Raw genomic sequence first — 14,911 nt, 5'->3', positions numbered from 1 at the left:
GTATGTGGCGATGTCGTGCGGATGCGTTCCGCCGCGAGGGCGCCGCGTTGATCGTCTGAAATGATGGCCCGATGGACGGGTTTTCGGGGGATTTGCAGCGGTTTGCCGTGGTGGCGGGGGTCCTGGCCGCCGTAGCGGGCGCCGCCGCGTGCGGGACGGAGTCCGGCACCGCGTCCGGAGTCCCGCCCGCGTCCGGCGCGCCGTCCGGCGGGCCGTCCCCGGCGCCGACCATCGCCTCCCCGACACCGAACCCCTCGACGGCCTGCTCCGCCGACGGCGTCAGCCTCTCCATGGACCGGCCCGACGCCGCCATGGGCCTGCGCGCGACCTGGGTCGAACTCCGCAACTGCGGCACGCGGCCGTACCGGCTGAACGGCTACCCGGCCCTGCGCGTCCTCGACGAGAACCGGCAGCCGTTCGACGTCCGGACCGTCAAGGGCACGCGCCAGATCAAGGACGCGGGGCCGAAGCCGGTGATCGTCGAGCCCGGCAAGGCGGCCCGCATCGGGATCGTGTGGCGCAACCTCGTGACCGAGTCGGCGATCCCGGCCGTCAACGGCAGCTACCTGGAGGTCCGCCCGGCGCCGGGGCGGCCCGTCCTCGTCGTCCCGGCCAACGGGCCCCTCGACCTCGGCAACACCGGCCGTCTGGAGACCACCGCCTGGACGCCCGTCCCGTGACGGTTCACCCGTTCGCGGGGAAGCGGACCTGCCCGTCCGGCGGCTGGACGGGCCGGACGATCGGCCACCCGGCGGGCGGCGGGCTCGCCGGCGGAGTGCCCGGGCGCACGGACGGGCCGTCCGGGAACCGGGCGGGCGTCCTGGCGTAACGGCCGGTCCCGCCCGGCGCCGTCCACCCCACCTGACGTGCGGGTTCGGCGCGGCGGACCGGGCGCGGCGCGGAGCGCTGCTCGTGCCGGGGGAAGGCCAGCAGCGCCAGGACGGCGAACAGCACGCCCGCGACCCTCAGCAGGAACAGCGCCGGCGCGTGCGGCCACGGCTCCCCGTACAGCAGGGTCGCCGACAGCAGCAGGTGCGTCTTCGCGGTCACGGTCACGACCGTGACGATGATCGTCAGCCGGCAGCGCTGCAGGCCGATGGACAGCAGGCCGAGCCCGAGCACGCCCGCCAGCACGAACAGGTACGGGTGCGGGGTCGCCAGCACCGCCGCGCCGCGGTGCCCGGCCAGCATCATCGCCATGCCCTGCCCGAACACCTCCGTGGCGCCGAGCAGGACGCCCGCGCCGAGCCCGTAGGCGATGCCGGTGATCGGCCGCGCGTGGCGCCCGGCGACCGGCCGGTCCCGGACGAAGAACATCCACAGCGGCAGCCCCAGCGACGGGACGAAGACCAGCCCCGCCTTCCACAGCGGCAGCGCCTGCGCCGCCGCGGCGCCGTCCGGCCGGTGCAGGGCGGCGGCGAGCGTCTCGCCCCGCGCGGGCAGCACCGACAGCGCCGCCGTGATCATCGCGGCGACGGTGATGGCGACGGCCAGCCACTCCCGGGACGTGGGCCGCTCGCCGAACCCGCTCATCCCGACGACGAGGAGCAGCGCGAGGCTCAGCCCGTAGGCGGGCAGCGCCGCGACCACCGGCAGGCCGATCAGCCCGCCCGCGAACAGCGCGAACCCCGCCAGGATGACGCCGACCCCGGCGACCCAGCGGGGGCTGCGCAGCAGCAGCGCCGCGCCGTGCAGCGGCCGCCGGCCGCCGATCGGGCCGATCCGCCCGACGGCGGTCTTGAACAGGACGAACGCGATGAAGTAGACGGCTTGCGCGGTGCAGGCGAGGACGGCGGCCCACGCGATCTCAGTGCTGTTCACGGGTGCACCTCCGGGGGGTGGGCCCCGATCCGGAGCCAGAGGCGGCCCCCGGCGGGCGGCACCCCCTGTACGGCCAGCCGCCGGGCAACGAACGCTGACGTAACGGATGGTGACACGGCGGGAGCGTCCGGCGATTGCGCCCCGGACACGGAGAATCCGCCGTTTTTGTGCGCCCGGGTGAGTGTTCCGGTCCGGCCCGGGGCGCCGGGTCAGCGGACCGGGAGGCCGGTGACGGCGCGGCCGATGACGAGCCGCTGGATCTCGCTCGTCCCCTCGAAGATCGTGAAGATCTTCGCGTCGCGGTGCATGCGCTCCACCGGGTAGTCGCGGGTGTAGCCGTTGCCGCCGAGGATCTGGATCGCCTCGTCGGTCACCCGCACCGCCGTCTCGCTCGCCACCAGCTTCGCCATCGACCCCTCCGCGTTGTCGAACGGCATGCCGCGCGCCACCATCCACGCCGCCCGCCACACCAGCAGCCGCGACGCGTCGATCGCCGTCTTGCAGTCCGCGAGCTTGAACGCGATGGCCTGGAAGTCGCCGATCTTCTTGCCGAACTGCTCGCGCTCCCGCGCGTAGTCCAGCGCGTACTCGTAGGCGGCGCGCGCGATCCCGACCGCCGACGCGCCCACCGCCGGACGGGTCGCCTCGAACGTCTTCATCGACACCTGCCCGCGCCCCCGGCGGCCCTCCCGTGCGCGCGCGAGCCGCTCGTCCAGCCGCTCCTTGCCGCCGACCAGGCAGCGGCCCGGCACCCGCACGTCCCGCAGCACCACCTCGGCGGTGTGCGACGCCCGGATGCCGTGCTTGCGGAACTTCTGCCCCTGCTCCAGCCCCGGCGTCCCCGGCGGGACGACGAAGCTCGCCTGCCCCCGCGACCCGAGCTCCCGGTCCACGGACGCGACGACGACGTGGACGCCCGCGATGCCGCCGTTCGTCGCCCACGTCTTCGTGCCGTTCAGCACCCACTCGTCCTTCGCCCCGTCGTACACGGCGGTGGTGCGGATCGCCGACACGTCGCTGCCCGCGCCCGGCTCCGACGAGCAGAACGCCGCGACCGCGACGTCGTCCGGGGTGCCGAACATCGCCGGCAGCCACTCCTCGACCTGCTCGGGCGTCCCGCTGGTCGCGACGGCCGCCGCCGCCAGCCCGGTGCCCGCGATCGCCTCGCCGATGCCGCCGTCGCCCCAGAACAGCTCCTCGAACGCGACGGGGATGCCGAGGCCCGACGCCGACAGTGACTGCGCGGCGAAGAAGTCCAGCGAGTACAGCCCGATCCGGGCCGCCTCCTCCAGGATCGGCCAGGGCGTCTCCTCCCGCTCGTCCCACTCCGCCGCCGCGGGCCGGATCACGTCCTTCGCGAACCCGTGTACCCAGTCGCGGACCTGGAGGAGCTCCTCGTCGAGGTCCAGTGAGAACGTCATAGCCCGACCCTTCGCCGTCCGTCGCGTGACGCCGACGCTAGGGGGCGCGCGCGGGCCCGTGCCGTACGTTCGAACGATCAGTTCACCGCCCGGTTCTGCAGGCGGATGAGTGGTGCGCGCACCGCCGTTCACCATTTTCGCAAGGCGGCGATGGCACGGTGATCCATACCGTAGGCTCCCGCGGAGGGGTCGATGACCGGGCGTTGGACCGGTCCCGGCCGGGGTACGCGCGTCCCCGACGCGGCGCGCGGCGCCCGGTCCGGCGGGCGCGTCCCGGAAAGACGCGGATCGACTCGTCCGGCGCATTGCCCGATCACGCACCGCAGGTGAATGATTGCAGTGCGCTTCCGATTCGATGTGGTGATGCGGTGACTGGGATGGAACGGCTCGGCGAACCGTTCGGCTTCGCCGGCGACCCGGCGGAGGGCCGGCGCGCGCGGCGGACCGTGCGCGAGCTGGCCGCGAAGGTCGTCGCGCGGGACGAGCTGCTCGACGACGTCGAGCTGATGGCCGCCGAGGCGATCGCCAACGCCGTCCTGCACGGCAGCGGCGCCATCACCGTCGCGGTCGAGACCGACGGGCGGCGGCTGCGCGTCGAGGTGTCCGACGAGGGCCCCGTCCAGGACGACCTGCACGGCCGCCGCCGCATCGACCACGGCCGCGGCCTCACCGTCATCGACGCCCTCGCCGACGAATGGGGCCTCGACCAGACCCCCCGCCGCACCCGCCTCTGGTTCGAGGTCGCCCAGGAGGAGGACCCCGTCCGATCGCGTGCGAAGCCAGGTTCGAGCGAAGCGAGAACCTGATCGCGCAGCGAGCCCCCCGGGCGAGTCGGAGCGATGCAGCGATCGCCGCTTTGCCCGCCGAAGGAAGGCCCCCCAGGGCCTGACGCCAAGGGCAATGCAATCAATACCGCAGGGACCGGCGGAGGACCTTGCCGGTGGGGTTGCGGGGTAGGGCGTCCAGGAAGTGGACGTCGCGGGGGACGGCGAAGCGGGCGAGGCGGTCGCGGACGTGCGCGCGGACGGTGTCGGCGTCGAGCGCCGCGCCGTCGCGGACCACGACGAAGGCGGCGGCCCGCTGCCCGAACTCCGCGTCCGGCACGCCGGTCACCGCCACCTCGCGGACCTGCGGCAGCGCCGCGATGGCCTCCTCGATCGCGCTGGGGAAGACGTTCTCGCCGCCGGAGACGATCATGTCGTCGTCGCGGCCGTCCACGAACAGCCGCCCGTCGGCGTCGAGGTGGCCGAGGTCGCCGAGGCTCATCAGGCCGTCCCGCATCTCCTTGCCGCCGCCGCCGGTGTAGCCGGCGAAGAGCAGCTCGTTCGCGGCGAAGATGCGCCCGGTCGTGCCGGGCGGGACGGGGCGGCCGTCGTCGTCGTAGATCGCGACGCGGGTGCCGGGCGGCGGGGTGCCCGCGGTGTCGGGGCGGGCGCGCAGGTCGGCGGGGGTGGCGATGGTGACCCAGGACGCCTCCGTCGACCCGTACAGGTTGTAGAGGACGTCGCCGAACGCGTCCATGAACGCGGTCGCGAGCGTCGCGGGCAGCGCCGACCCGCTGACGGCGGCGATCCGCAGCGCGGACGTGTCGTGCTTCGCGCGGACGGTGTCCGGCAGCTCCATGATCCGCTGGAGCATGACGGGGACGGCGACGAGCGCCGTCGCGCCGGTCGCCTCCACCTGGCGCAGCGTCGCCTCCGGGTCGAACCGGGCGCGCAGCACGATCGTGGCGCGCAGCGACACCGCGATCTGCAGCATCGCGTATCCCCAGGTGTGGAAGAGCGGCGCCTCGATGAACATCCGCTCGTGTACCCGGTACGGGATGCGGGACAGGATCGACGCGAGCGGCTGCAGGCCGGGCCGGGAGCGGCGGTCGGCGCCCTTCGGGCGGCCCGTCGTGCCGGAGCTGAGCACGATCGTCCGGCCGGTGCGGGCCGGCGGCTCCACCGGCCCGGCGGGCGCCGTCGCGATGAGCGTCTCCAGCTCCGCGTCCGGCGACCCGGCGGTCACGGCCCGGACCCGCTTCGGCAGCGCGGACAGGAACGCGCCGAACTCCGCGTCCGCGATCACCACGCCGGCCTCCTGCTGCCGGACGACCGCGACGAGCTGCTCGGTGCTCATCCCGGTGTTCAGCATGATCAGGTCCGCGCCGGCCTTGCCGCACGCGGCGAGCGTCTCGACCATGCCGCGGTGGTTGCGGCACAGCACCGCGACGCGCGGCTCCGCGTCCATCCGGCGGAGCGCGGCGGCGAGCCGGTCGGTGCGGGCGTCGACCTGCCCGTACGTCAGCTCGCCGTGGTCGTCGACGATCGCGGTGACGTCGGGGTCGCGGGCGGCGGCGGACGCGACCGTCCCGCCGAGCAGGGTGCCCCACCGGCGCAGCGCGCCGAGCTGCCGGGCGACGCGGAGCGGCGGTCCGGGGCGCCACAGCCCGCTGCGGACGAACATCCCGCCCGCCCGCGCGGCCGACGCGGTGCGCCGCCCGAACTCCGATCGTCCGCTCATCTGCCGCTCCCGGTCCGACGCGATCCAGTGGGGCTTCGACCGTACGGACGGCGGCCCGCGCGGCTCTTGCGACTCAACCCAGGTGTTCCGGCGGGCGCTTGTCAGGCTCCTGACAACGCGCCGGTGCGGGCCCGCGCGTTGAGGATCATCTCCAGCTCCAGGCAGCGGCGCGGATCCTGGAGGTCGGCGCCGAACAGCTCCTCCAGGTGCCGCAGCCGGTACCGGACGGTCTGCGGGTGCACGTGCAGCCGGTTGCCGGCCTCGGTGGCGTTGAAGTTGTTCTCCAGCAGCGACAGCAGCGTCTCGGCGAGCCGGTCGGCCTGCGCGCGGGTGAGGGCGCGCAGCGGCGCGAGCCGCGAGTCGGCGGCGTGCGCGATGAGGTCCTCAGCCGTGAAGATCACCAGCAGCGGGACGTGGTCCATGCAGCGGACGACGGCGGTGCCGTCGATGTGGCCGCGCCGGGTGACGGCGAGCGCGTGCCGGGCCCAGCGCATCGACTCGGCGGCCCGCGCGGGCGGGACGGTCGGGCCGACCACCACGATCCAGTCGCGCAGCAGCGCCTCGGTGAGCCGGGCGCGCCCGGGGCCGTCCGGGTCGGGCACCACGAGCGCGGGCTCCGGGCCGGTGAGGTCGGCGAGCACGTCCGGCGGCGCGGGGAACGGGCCGTCGGGGCCGGGGTCGGTGCGGGGGTGCAGCGCGACGGCGGCGACGGTGCGGGGGGTGCGCCAGCGGGCGCCGCGGGCGGCGTCGGCGATCTCGTCCTCGGACGTGCCGGACAGCAGCAGCGACAGCAGCCGGGCGCGGCGGCGGCGCAGCGCGTCCTCGCCGGCCGCGCCCTGGTCCGGCCGCTCGGCCTCCCAGCCGCGGACGGCCTCGGCGGCGGCCGCGTCCATGTAGGCGAACTGCGCGTCGGCGATCAGGCCGAGCGTCTCCCGGTCGACGTTCAGGGACTCGGCGAGCGCGGTCAGGGTCCGCCACGCGGCGCGCGCGGTGCGGCGCAGCGCCCGGTGCGTCTCCTCCAGGTCGTGGCCGCGGACCGCGAGGTCGCGGCCGAGCGCGCGGTGCGCGGCGGCGACCCGGTCCCAGGCCGCGCGGGGGTCGTCGACGAGGTCGAGGAAGTGCCCGAGCCCCGCGACGATCTCGGCGCGGATCTCCGCGGCGCCGCGCCCGTCGCCGGGCGGGACGCCGCCGGGCCCGCCGCGGCGGACGTCGGCGAGGACCTCGCCGGCGGCGCCTGCGACGAGCGGCCGCATGCGGTGCGCCAGCGGCCGGGGGATCTGCTCGAACGGACGGACGTCCAGCACGGCCTGCGACATCGAACGCTCCTCGGCTCGATGGAACCTTGTGATACTCCGAGTCCCACAAGGATGGCGCATCGGCCCGCCCATTGGTTGTCAGGATGGTGAGCAAACGCCCCGCCGACCCCGCGCCATCTTGCTAAGGCGCTGGAGAATGCCCACTTCACGGCGACGGGCCGCCGCGTGGAACGCGGCGGCCCATCGGCCCTTGACTCCGGCAGGAGCTACCGGCTTGCTGAACTCCCCGTCTCACTGACGGCGGGCACCGCCGCGACCGCGGCGACCTCGGCCTCGGCTTCGACGGCCTCGGCGGGCGCGTCGTCCGCCAGGTCGAGGCTGTCGCGCAGCGTCACCGGCTTGAGGAACGCCGCCGCGACGATCCCGACCACCGCGATCAGCGCGGAGAACAGGAAGATGTGCCCGGTCGCGTCGCCGTAGGCGGCCCGGACGATCTCCCGGATCGGGCCGGGCAGCGCGCCGACGTCCAGGTTCCCGGCGTCGCCGCCGCCCGCGGACGGGTTCACGCCGATGCGGGACAGCCCGTGCGCGATGTTGTCCGAGACCCGGTTGGCCAGGACGGCGCCGAGCACCGACACCCCGATCGTCCCGCCGAGGGAGCGGAAGAAGGTGACGGTGCCGCTCGCCGCGCCGATCTCGTGCAGGTGCACCGAGTTCTGGACGACGAGGACGAGGTTCTGCATCGCCATGCCGACGCCCGCGCCGACCAGGAACATCCCGGCCCCGACGAACACCAGCGAGGTGTGCTGGTCGATGGTCGCCAGCGCCGCGAACCCGGCGGTGAGCACGACCGCGCCCGCGACGATGTAGGACTTGACCTTGCCGGTCCGGGTGGTGAGCCGTCCGACGATCGTGGACGAGCCGAGCACGCCGACCATCATCGGGATCGTGAGCAGGCCCGCCTCGGTCGGGCTGTAGCCGCGGCCGATCTGGAAGTACTGGCCGAGGAAGACCGCGCCGCCGAACATCGCCATGCCGACCGCGAGGCTGGCGAGGATGGCGAGCGCGGTGTTGCGGCGGGCGACGATGCCGAGCGGGACGATCGGCTCGGCGACCCGCGACTCGACCCACACCGCGACGGCGAGGATGAGCAGGCCCGCGCCGACCATCGCGCCGGTCTGCCAGGACAGCCAGGCGAACTTGTCGCCGACGAACGTGACCCAGATGAGCAGCAGGCTGACGCCGCCGGCCAGCAGCGCCGCGCCCCAGTAGTCGATCTTGACGTCGCCGCGCCGGACCACCGGCAGCTTCAGCGTCTTCTGCAGCAGCGCGAACGACACGACGGAGAACGGCACGCCGATGAGGAAGCACCAGCGCCAGCCGAGCCAGGATGTGTCGACGATGAGCCCGCCGAGCAGCGGGCCGCCGACGGTGGCGACGGCCATGACCGCGCCGAGGTAGCCGTAGTAGCGGCCCCGGTCGCGCGGGCTGATCATCGCCGCCATGACGATCTGGACGAGGATCTGCAGCGCGCCGACGCCGAGGCCCTGCACGGCCCGGAACACGATGAGCTGCGCGCTGTTCTGCGCGAACCCGGACGCGATCGAGGCGATGACGAAGATGACGATCGAGGCCTGGAGCAGCCTCTTCTTGTCGTAGAGGTCGGCGAGCTTGCCCCAGATCGGGGTGCTCGCGGTGGCGGTCAGCAGGGTCGCGGTGACGACCCAGGTGTACTGCGACTGGCTGCCCTTGAGCGCGCCGATGATCTGCGGCAGGGCGGTGGACACGACGGTCTCGCTCAGCATCGCGACGAAGAGCACCAGCAGCAGGCCGCTGAGCGCCTCGAAGATCGATCTGCGCGACATCGTCGCGGACGGCGCCGGCGGGGCCGCCCGGTCGGCGGGCACGGAATCGGCGGACACGGTCAAGGGACGCCTCCGGGGTGATGAGCGGGAACGCCCTCTACAAGGCGTCAGCGGCCCACTTTATTCCCACTGCGCAAGTTTTCGCGTCGAGAAAATTTTCCCCGCGGGGACGGGCGGGGGCCCGTAGAGTTGGACAGCATGGACACCACGGCCGGCGGCGGCCTGCGCGAGCGCAAGAAGGAGGCGACGCGCATGGCCCTGCACGAGGCCGCGATGCGCCTCGCCATCGAGCACGGGCTGGACGCCGTCACGGTCGAGGCCATCGCCGACGCCGCCGGCGTGTCCCGCCGGACCTTCTCCAACTACTTCGACGGCAAGGAGGACGCCCTCCTCTACGGCGACGAGCAGCGCATGCGCGCCCTCCTCGGCCACTTCGCCGCCCGCCCGCCCGGCGAGACGTCCTGGACCGCGCTGCGCGCCGCGTTCCACGACCTGTCCGGCGAGATCGGCGAGCCCGACCCGCGCTGGGCGGCGCAGGCCCGCCTCGCCCGCGCCCACCCGTCCGTCCTCGCCCGCCAGCTCGCGCACTACGCCACCTTCGAGCGGGCCCTCGCCGACCTCGTCGCCGACCGCGACGGCCTCCCGGCCGGCTCCACCCGCGCCGTCGTCCTGGCCGGCGCGTTCATGACCGCGCTGCGCATCGCCGCCCTCGCCTGGACCGAGCAGGACCCGCCCCGCCCCATGGCGGACGTCACCGACGAGACCCTCGCCGAGATGGCCACCTCCTTCACCTGACCGCCTCGACCGGCGCCGGCCCGCCCGCCGCGTCCGCCGCCTTCGGGGGTGCCAGGCGGCCCATCGCCATCAGCACCCCGAGGTGCGCGAACGGCAGCAGGAGCAGGAGGTCGGCCAGATGCGCGACGACCGCCTCGCGCGGGATCCGGCTCAGCGGGAACAGCACCGCCCCCACCGACATCAGGGCGGCGGCCGGCAGCGGGACGGCGCGCAGCCGCATCAGCACCGCGCCGAGCACGAACACGCTGATCGGGAAGAGCGGCCCCGCCAACCAGAACGCCGCCTGCGCCGCCGCCTGGTGATCGCGGAGCAGGTCCACGGCCGTGTCGTGCGGGACCCCGAACAGCTCCTCGCACAGCCCCTGCACGCCGAACGCCGCGCCCCCGACGCACCCGTACACCGCCAGCGGGAACGCGAACGCCGCGTACCGGGGAGCGCGCCGCTCGACGAGCCGGAACAGCGCCGCCAGCCCCGTCACCCAGAACACCGTCGCGACGACGACGAGCGCGCCCGCCGCGATCCCCTGATCGCCGCCGTTCCAGAAGAACGTCGACAGTCCCTGCACCGCCGGCGCCGCGACCAGGCAGCCCCCGGCGACGACCCTCGTGTGAGCGTCCGTTCTCGTGTGAACATCCATGGAAGCGACGCTAGGAAGGCGCGCCCGCGATTCCATCGGCCCCCGGAGCGGCCCCGGCTACCGCGTCCGCGGCACGGCCCCTACTCCGATCGCGGTACCCCGGCCAGCCCGGACTGGTAGGCGAGCACCACCAGCTGCGCGCGGTCCCGCGCGCCGAGCTTCGCCATCGCCCGGTTGACGTGCGTCTTCGCCGTCGCCGGACGCATCGCCAGCCGGTCGCCGACCTCCCGGTCCGACAGCCCGTCCGCGACCAGCGCCACCACCTCCCGCTCCCGGCCGGTGAGCGCCGCGAGGCGCTCCGGCGCCACCGAAGGCCGCCCCGCCCGGTCGGCGAACACCGAGATCAGCCGCCGGGTCATCCGCGGCGCGATCAGCGCGTCGCCCGCGTGCACCGTCCGGACCGCGTCCCGCAGCGCGTCCGGCTCCAGGTCCTTCAGCAGGAAGCCGCTCGCCCCGGCCTGGAGCGCCGCGAACAGGTACCGGTCCAGGTCGAACGTCGTCAGCACCACGACCTTCACCCCGGACGGCCCGGCGCCCGCCACGATCCGCCGCGTCGCCGCGAGCCCGTCGCACCCCGGCATCCGCACGTCCATCAGGACGACGTCCGGCCGCCGGTCGCGAGCCAGCGCGACCGCCTCGTCGCCGTCGCCCGCCTCCCCGACGACCTCGATGTCGTCCGCGCGCTCCAGCAGCACGCGGAACCCCGCCCGGACCAGCACCTGGTCGTCGGCCAGCAGCACCCGGATCGTCATCCCGTCCCCCCGCACGGCAGCCACGCCCGCACCCGGAACCCGGACTCCCCCGGCTCGGCGGTGAGCGTCCCGCCGAGGGCCGCCGCGCGCTCGGCCATGCCGCGCACCCCGTACCCGCCGCCGTTCCCCTCGCCGGATGGCGGGCCGCCACGGCCGTCGTCGTCGACCTCCACGTCCAAACCGTCCGGCCGGTACCGCAGCCGGACCCGCACCGACCCGGCGCCGCCGTGCCGCAGCGCGTTGGCCAGCGACTCCTGGACGATCCGGTACGCCGTCAGCTCCACGACCCCCGGCAGCGGCCGCCGCTCGCCCTCGACCTGCAGCTCGACGCGCGGCCCGGCGGAGCCGTGACCGCGCACCAGGTCGGGCAGCCGGTCGAGGCCGGGCGCCGGAGCCTCCACCCCGGCGCCGTCCGCGTCGCGCAGCACGCCCACCGTCGCGCGCAGCTCCGCCATCGCCTCCGCGCCGGCCCGGCGGATCGCCCGGAGCGCGTCCCCGGCCTGCTCCGGGTCCTCGGTCAGCAGCTCGGCGGCCACGCTCGCCTGGACGCCGATCACCGCGATCGTGTGGGCGGAGACGTCGTGCAGGTCCCGCGCGATCCGGATGCGCTCCTCGGCGACGCGCCGCGCGGCGGCGTCCTCCTGCCGGGCCGCGAGCGCCTCCAGCCGCGCCTCGTACTCCGCGCGCCGCTGCCGCCGGCTGCGGACGGCGTCGCCGAGCAGCAGCATCGCGACGAACACGACGGTCGTCCCGTCCAGCAGCGCGGTGAACGGATGGGCGCCGTGCTCCGAGCGGGCCGACACGTCCGAGAAGATGAGCACGCCCGCCAGCACGAACCCCGCCCAGCGCCGGGGCGCGACCGCGACCGAGTACAGCGCCGCCCACACCGGCACGGCCGGCGCCCCGCCCGGGTACCCGCGGCTGTGGTAGACGATCCACAGCAGCGTGACCAGGCCCAGCACGAACGCGGGCCACCGGCGCCGCGCGAGCAGCGCGACCGCCATCGCGAGCCCGATGCCGTAGGCGGCGACGTCCGGAGCCCGGCCGTCCGGGCCGGCGGTACCGGTGCGGATCCGGTACGCGGTCACGGCGAAGGCGGCCGCCGCGAGCGCCGCGTCCAGCACACAGGGCGCCACCGCCACCGAGCGGTGCCGCACCCGGATGCTCCCCACGGGACCACCCTAAGGACAACGCCCCGCCGCCGGACCTGTCCGGAGGCGGTCAGCCCTGCTGGGTGAAGCGGATGCTGTTGCCGAACGGGTCGCGCAGCGCGGCGTCGATGCCGTACGGGCGCTCGGTGGGCTCCTCGGTGAACTCCACCCCGCGGCCCCGCAGCGTCTCGTAGGTCTTGCGGCAGTCGTCGGTGCCGAACACGAGGTGGCCGCCCATCGCGCCCTTGGTCAGCAGCTCGCGGACCTGCTCGGCCGTCTCCTCCGACAGCGCCGGCGGGCCCGGCCGCTCCAGCAGGATGTGCCGGCCCGGGTCGCCGGGGACGCTGACGGTCAGCCAGCGCATGAAGCCCATGTCGACGTCGGCGCTCACCTCCAGGCCGAGCTTGCCGACGTAGAAGTCGAGGGCCTCGTCCTGGTCCAGGACGTAGATCTGGGAATGCGTGATCGTGGTGAACATGCAGCTCAGGCTAGCGACCGCGCCCCCGGAAGACTTATCCGAAACTGCTCATCCCGCCGGCCGCGTCCAGGCCATCGTGAAGCAGGTCGGCACGTCCACGGCCGTCGCCGCCCGGCGGTACTCGCGCGGCGACCGGCCGACGATCGCGCGGAACGTCCGGCTGAACGTGCCCGGGCTGGCGAAGCCGACCTCGAAGCAGATGTCCGTCACGCTCCGGTCGGTCTCGCGCAGCAGGAACATCGCCCGCTCGACGCGGCGGCGTTGCAGGTAGCGGTGCGGCGTCTCGCCGAAGGCGGCCCGGAACGCGCGGGTGAAGTGCGCCGGTGACACGTGCGCGATCCGGGCCAGCGCCGGGACGTCCAGGGGCTGCGCGTAGGCGCGGTCCATCGCGTCCCGCGCGCGCAGCAACCTGCGGTTGCTCTCCTCCACAGCACGGCTCACACCCCCATCCCACCACGCGGGTCAGGGGCGGGGGATGTTGCGGAGGTTGCTGCGGGCCAGGTCGAGCATCTTGCCGACGCCGCCGGTCAGGACGGTCTTCCCGGCGGCGAGCGCGAAGCCCTTCACCTGCTGCGGGGTGATGTGCGGCGGGATGGACAGGGCGTTCGGGTCGGTGACGACGTCCAGCAGGTACGGGCCGGGTGCGGCGAGCGCGGTCGCCATCGCGCTGCGGACGTCGGCCGGACGCTCGACGCGCGCGGCGTCGATGCCGGCGGCCTGCGCGATCGCGGCGTAGTCGACGGCCTCGTGGTCGGTCTCGTAGGACGGCAGGCCGTCCACCATCATCTCCAGGCGCACCATGCCGAGCGACGCGTTGTTGAACAAGATGATCTTGACCGGGATGCGGTGCAGCTTCACCGTGAGCAGCTCGCCGAGCAGCATGCCGAGCCCGCCGTCCCCCGACACGGAGACGACCTGGCGGCCGGGCGCGCCGTACTGCGCGCCGATCGCGTGCGGCAGCGCGTTCGCCATGGAGCCGTGGACGAACGAGCCCATCACGCGGCGGCGGCCGTTCGGCGTGATGTAGCGGGCGACCCAGACGTTGCACATCCCGGTGTCGACGGTGAATATCGCGTCGTCGGCGGCGAGGTCGTCGAGGACGTCCGCGACGTATTCGGGATGGATCGGAATGTGCTTCTCGATGTCGCGCGTGTAGGCGGAGACGACGCCCTCCAGGGCGCGCGTGTGCCGGTGCAGCATCTCGTCCAGATAGGACTGGTCGTGCTTCTGCTCGACCTTGTCCATGACGAGCCGGAGCGTCTCGCCGACGTCGCCGTGGACGGCGAGGGTCAGCGGCGTGCGGCGTCCCAGCTTGGCGGGATCGTCGTCCACCTGGATGGTGTGGCGGCCCGGAAGGAACGGGTCGTAGGGGAAGTCCGTGCCGAGCATGAGGACGAGGTCGGCCTCCTGCATCGCCTCGTAACAGGCGCCGTAGCCGAGGAGCCCGCTCATTCCGACGTCGAAGGGATTGTCGTACTGGATCCATTCCTTGCCGCGCAGCGCGTGCCCGATCGGGGACAGCAGCTTGTGCGCGAGCTGCATCACCTCGGCGTGCGCGTTCTGCACGCCGGACCCGCAGAACAGCATCGGCTTCCGCGCCCGGTTGAGGGCGTGCGCCAATTGGTCGACCTGCTCGGCGGGCGGTTTCACGATGCCCTTGCGGACGAGGAAGTCGTGCTCGCCGGTCGGGTTTTCGGCGTCCTTGCTCGCCACGTCCCCGGACAGCGCGAGGACGGCGACGCCGCCGAGACCGACCGCGTGCTGGATCGCGGTGCGCAGGATGCGCGGCATCTGCCCGGGCGTGCTGATCAGCTCGCAGTAGTGGCTGCACTCGGTGAACAGCCGCTCGGGATGCGTCTCCTGGAAGTAGCCGCTGCCGATCTGCGTGCTCGGGATCTGCGAGGCCAGCGCGAGGACGGGCGCCCCCGACCGGTGCGCATCGTAGAGGCCCTGGATCAGGTGCGTGTTGCCCGGGCCGCAACTGCCCGCGCAGACGGCGAGCCGCCCGGTCGTCTGCGCCTCGGCGGCGGCGGCGAACGCGCCGGCCTCCTCGTTGCGGACGTGTACCCACTCGATGTCGCCGCCGGTGCGGCGGACCGCGTCCACCACCGGGTTGAGGCTGTCGCCCACCACGCCGTAGATCCGCCGGACCCCCGCCTGGCGGAGCACCTGGATGAACTGGTCCGCGACCGTCGCCATGATCCCCCCACTCGCCGACTGCACAGGGAGA

At 74.2% G+C, this 14,911-nt stretch carries 14 protein-coding genes; 3 read left to right on the top strand and 11 right to left on the bottom strand.

The genetic code is table 11. The features are described from left to right. The first annotated feature begins 110 nt into the window (after positions 1–110). Positions 111–680: a DUF4232 domain-containing protein gene (locus F9B16_RS14235; protein ID WP_225991616.1), complete on the top strand. Its 570-nt coding sequence runs from the start codon at positions 111–113 to the stop codon at positions 678–680. A gap of 4 nt (positions 681–684) precedes the next feature. On the opposite strand, the gene F9B16_RS14230 is transcribed toward F9B16_RS14235, so the two are convergent. Then, entirely contained in the window at positions 685–1,821 is a 1,137-nt protein-coding gene (locus tag F9B16_RS14230; RefSeq protein WP_151540513.1) for a hypothetical protein, read from the bottom strand. Positions 1,822–2,030: 209 nt separating this feature from the next. Then, positions 2,031–3,242 carry an acyl-CoA dehydrogenase family protein gene (locus F9B16_RS14225; protein ID WP_151540512.1) on the bottom strand — a complete coding sequence of 404 codons (1,212 nt, stop codon included), beginning with the start codon at positions 3,240–3,242 and terminating at the stop codon, positions 2,031–2,033. Positions 3,243–3,619: 377 nt separating this feature from the next. Between F9B16_RS14225 and F9B16_RS14220 the strand changes: the two genes are divergently transcribed. Next, positions 3,620–4,048, top strand: a complete 429-nt coding sequence (locus F9B16_RS14220) for an ATP-binding protein (protein ID WP_151540525.1) — start codon at positions 3,620–3,622, stop codon at positions 4,046–4,048. A 100-nt stretch (positions 4,049–4,148) separates the two neighbouring features. Here F9B16_RS14220 and F9B16_RS14215 read toward each other — a convergent pair whose 3' ends face one another. The 3 genes from F9B16_RS14215 to F9B16_RS14205 all read right to left on the bottom strand — a co-directional run bounded on the left by F9B16_RS14215 (position 4,149) and on the right by F9B16_RS14205 (position 8,868). Continuing rightward, positions 4,149–5,747 carry an AMP-binding protein gene (locus tag F9B16_RS14215; RefSeq protein WP_151540511.1) on the bottom strand — a complete coding sequence of 533 codons (1,599 nt, stop codon included), beginning with the start codon at positions 5,745–5,747 and terminating at the stop codon, positions 4,149–4,151. A 101-nt stretch (positions 5,748–5,848) separates the two neighbouring features. Further along, positions 5,849–7,063 (bottom strand): PucR family transcriptional regulator, encoded by a 1,215-nt coding sequence (locus F9B16_RS14210; RefSeq protein WP_151540510.1) that lies wholly within the window; start codon positions 7,061–7,063, stop codon positions 5,849–5,851. 206 nt (positions 7,064–7,269) lie between these two features. Continuing rightward, on the bottom strand, positions 7,270–8,868 hold the full coding sequence (locus F9B16_RS14205; protein WP_151540524.1) for an MDR family MFS transporter: 1,599 nt from the start codon (positions 8,866–8,868) through the stop codon (positions 7,270–7,272). Between the two features lie 198 nt (positions 8,869–9,066). Here F9B16_RS14205 and F9B16_RS14200 point away from each other — a divergent pair, with 198 nt between their 5' ends. Continuing rightward, entirely contained in the window at positions 9,067–9,663 is a 597-nt protein-coding gene (locus tag F9B16_RS14200) for a TetR/AcrR family transcriptional regulator (RefSeq protein WP_151540509.1), read from the top strand. Here F9B16_RS14200 and F9B16_RS14195 read toward each other — a convergent pair. From F9B16_RS14195 to F9B16_RS14170, 6 genes are all read right to left on the bottom strand, one after another. Then, positions 9,656–10,300, bottom strand: a complete 645-nt coding sequence (locus F9B16_RS14195) for a hypothetical protein (RefSeq protein WP_192808784.1) — start codon at positions 10,298–10,300, stop codon at positions 9,656–9,658. The two genes, F9B16_RS14200 and F9B16_RS14195, sit on opposite strands and share 8 nt — an antisense overlap. Before the next feature lie 80 nt (positions 10,301–10,380). Next, positions 10,381–11,052: a response regulator transcription factor gene (locus F9B16_RS14190; RefSeq protein WP_151540523.1), complete on the bottom strand. Its 672-nt coding sequence runs from the start codon at positions 11,050–11,052 to the stop codon at positions 10,381–10,383. Continuing rightward, positions 11,049–12,224, bottom strand: coding sequence for a sensor histidine kinase (locus tag F9B16_RS14185; protein ID WP_225991615.1), 1,176 nt, complete (start codon positions 12,222–12,224; stop codon positions 11,049–11,051). Before F9B16_RS14185 ends, F9B16_RS14190 begins: the two co-directional genes overlap by 4 nt. A 49-nt stretch (positions 12,225–12,273) precedes the next feature. Then, positions 12,274–12,681 carry a VOC family protein gene (locus F9B16_RS14180; RefSeq protein WP_151540508.1) on the bottom strand — a complete coding sequence of 136 codons (408 nt, stop codon included), beginning with the start codon at positions 12,679–12,681 and terminating at the stop codon, positions 12,274–12,276. A gap of 48 nt (positions 12,682–12,729) precedes the next feature. Beyond that, positions 12,730–13,068: a helix-turn-helix domain-containing protein gene (locus tag F9B16_RS14175; RefSeq protein WP_225991617.1), complete on the bottom strand. Its 339-nt coding sequence runs from the start codon at positions 13,066–13,068 to the stop codon at positions 12,730–12,732. 75 nt (positions 13,069–13,143) lie between these two features. Next, complete coding sequence (locus F9B16_RS14170; protein ID WP_151540507.1) at positions 13,144–14,880, bottom strand: pyruvate dehydrogenase; 1,737 nt, start codon at positions 14,878–14,880, stop codon at positions 13,144–13,146. Positions 14,881–14,911: the final 31 nt, after the last annotated feature.

This window comes from Actinomadura montaniterrae (assembly GCF_008923365.1).
Lineage (GTDB): Bacteria > Actinomycetota > Actinomycetes > Streptosporangiales > Streptosporangiaceae > Spirillospora > Spirillospora montaniterrae.
Note: the sequence above shows the minus strand (reverse complement) of the source record. Positions and strands in the feature narration are given on the sequence as shown.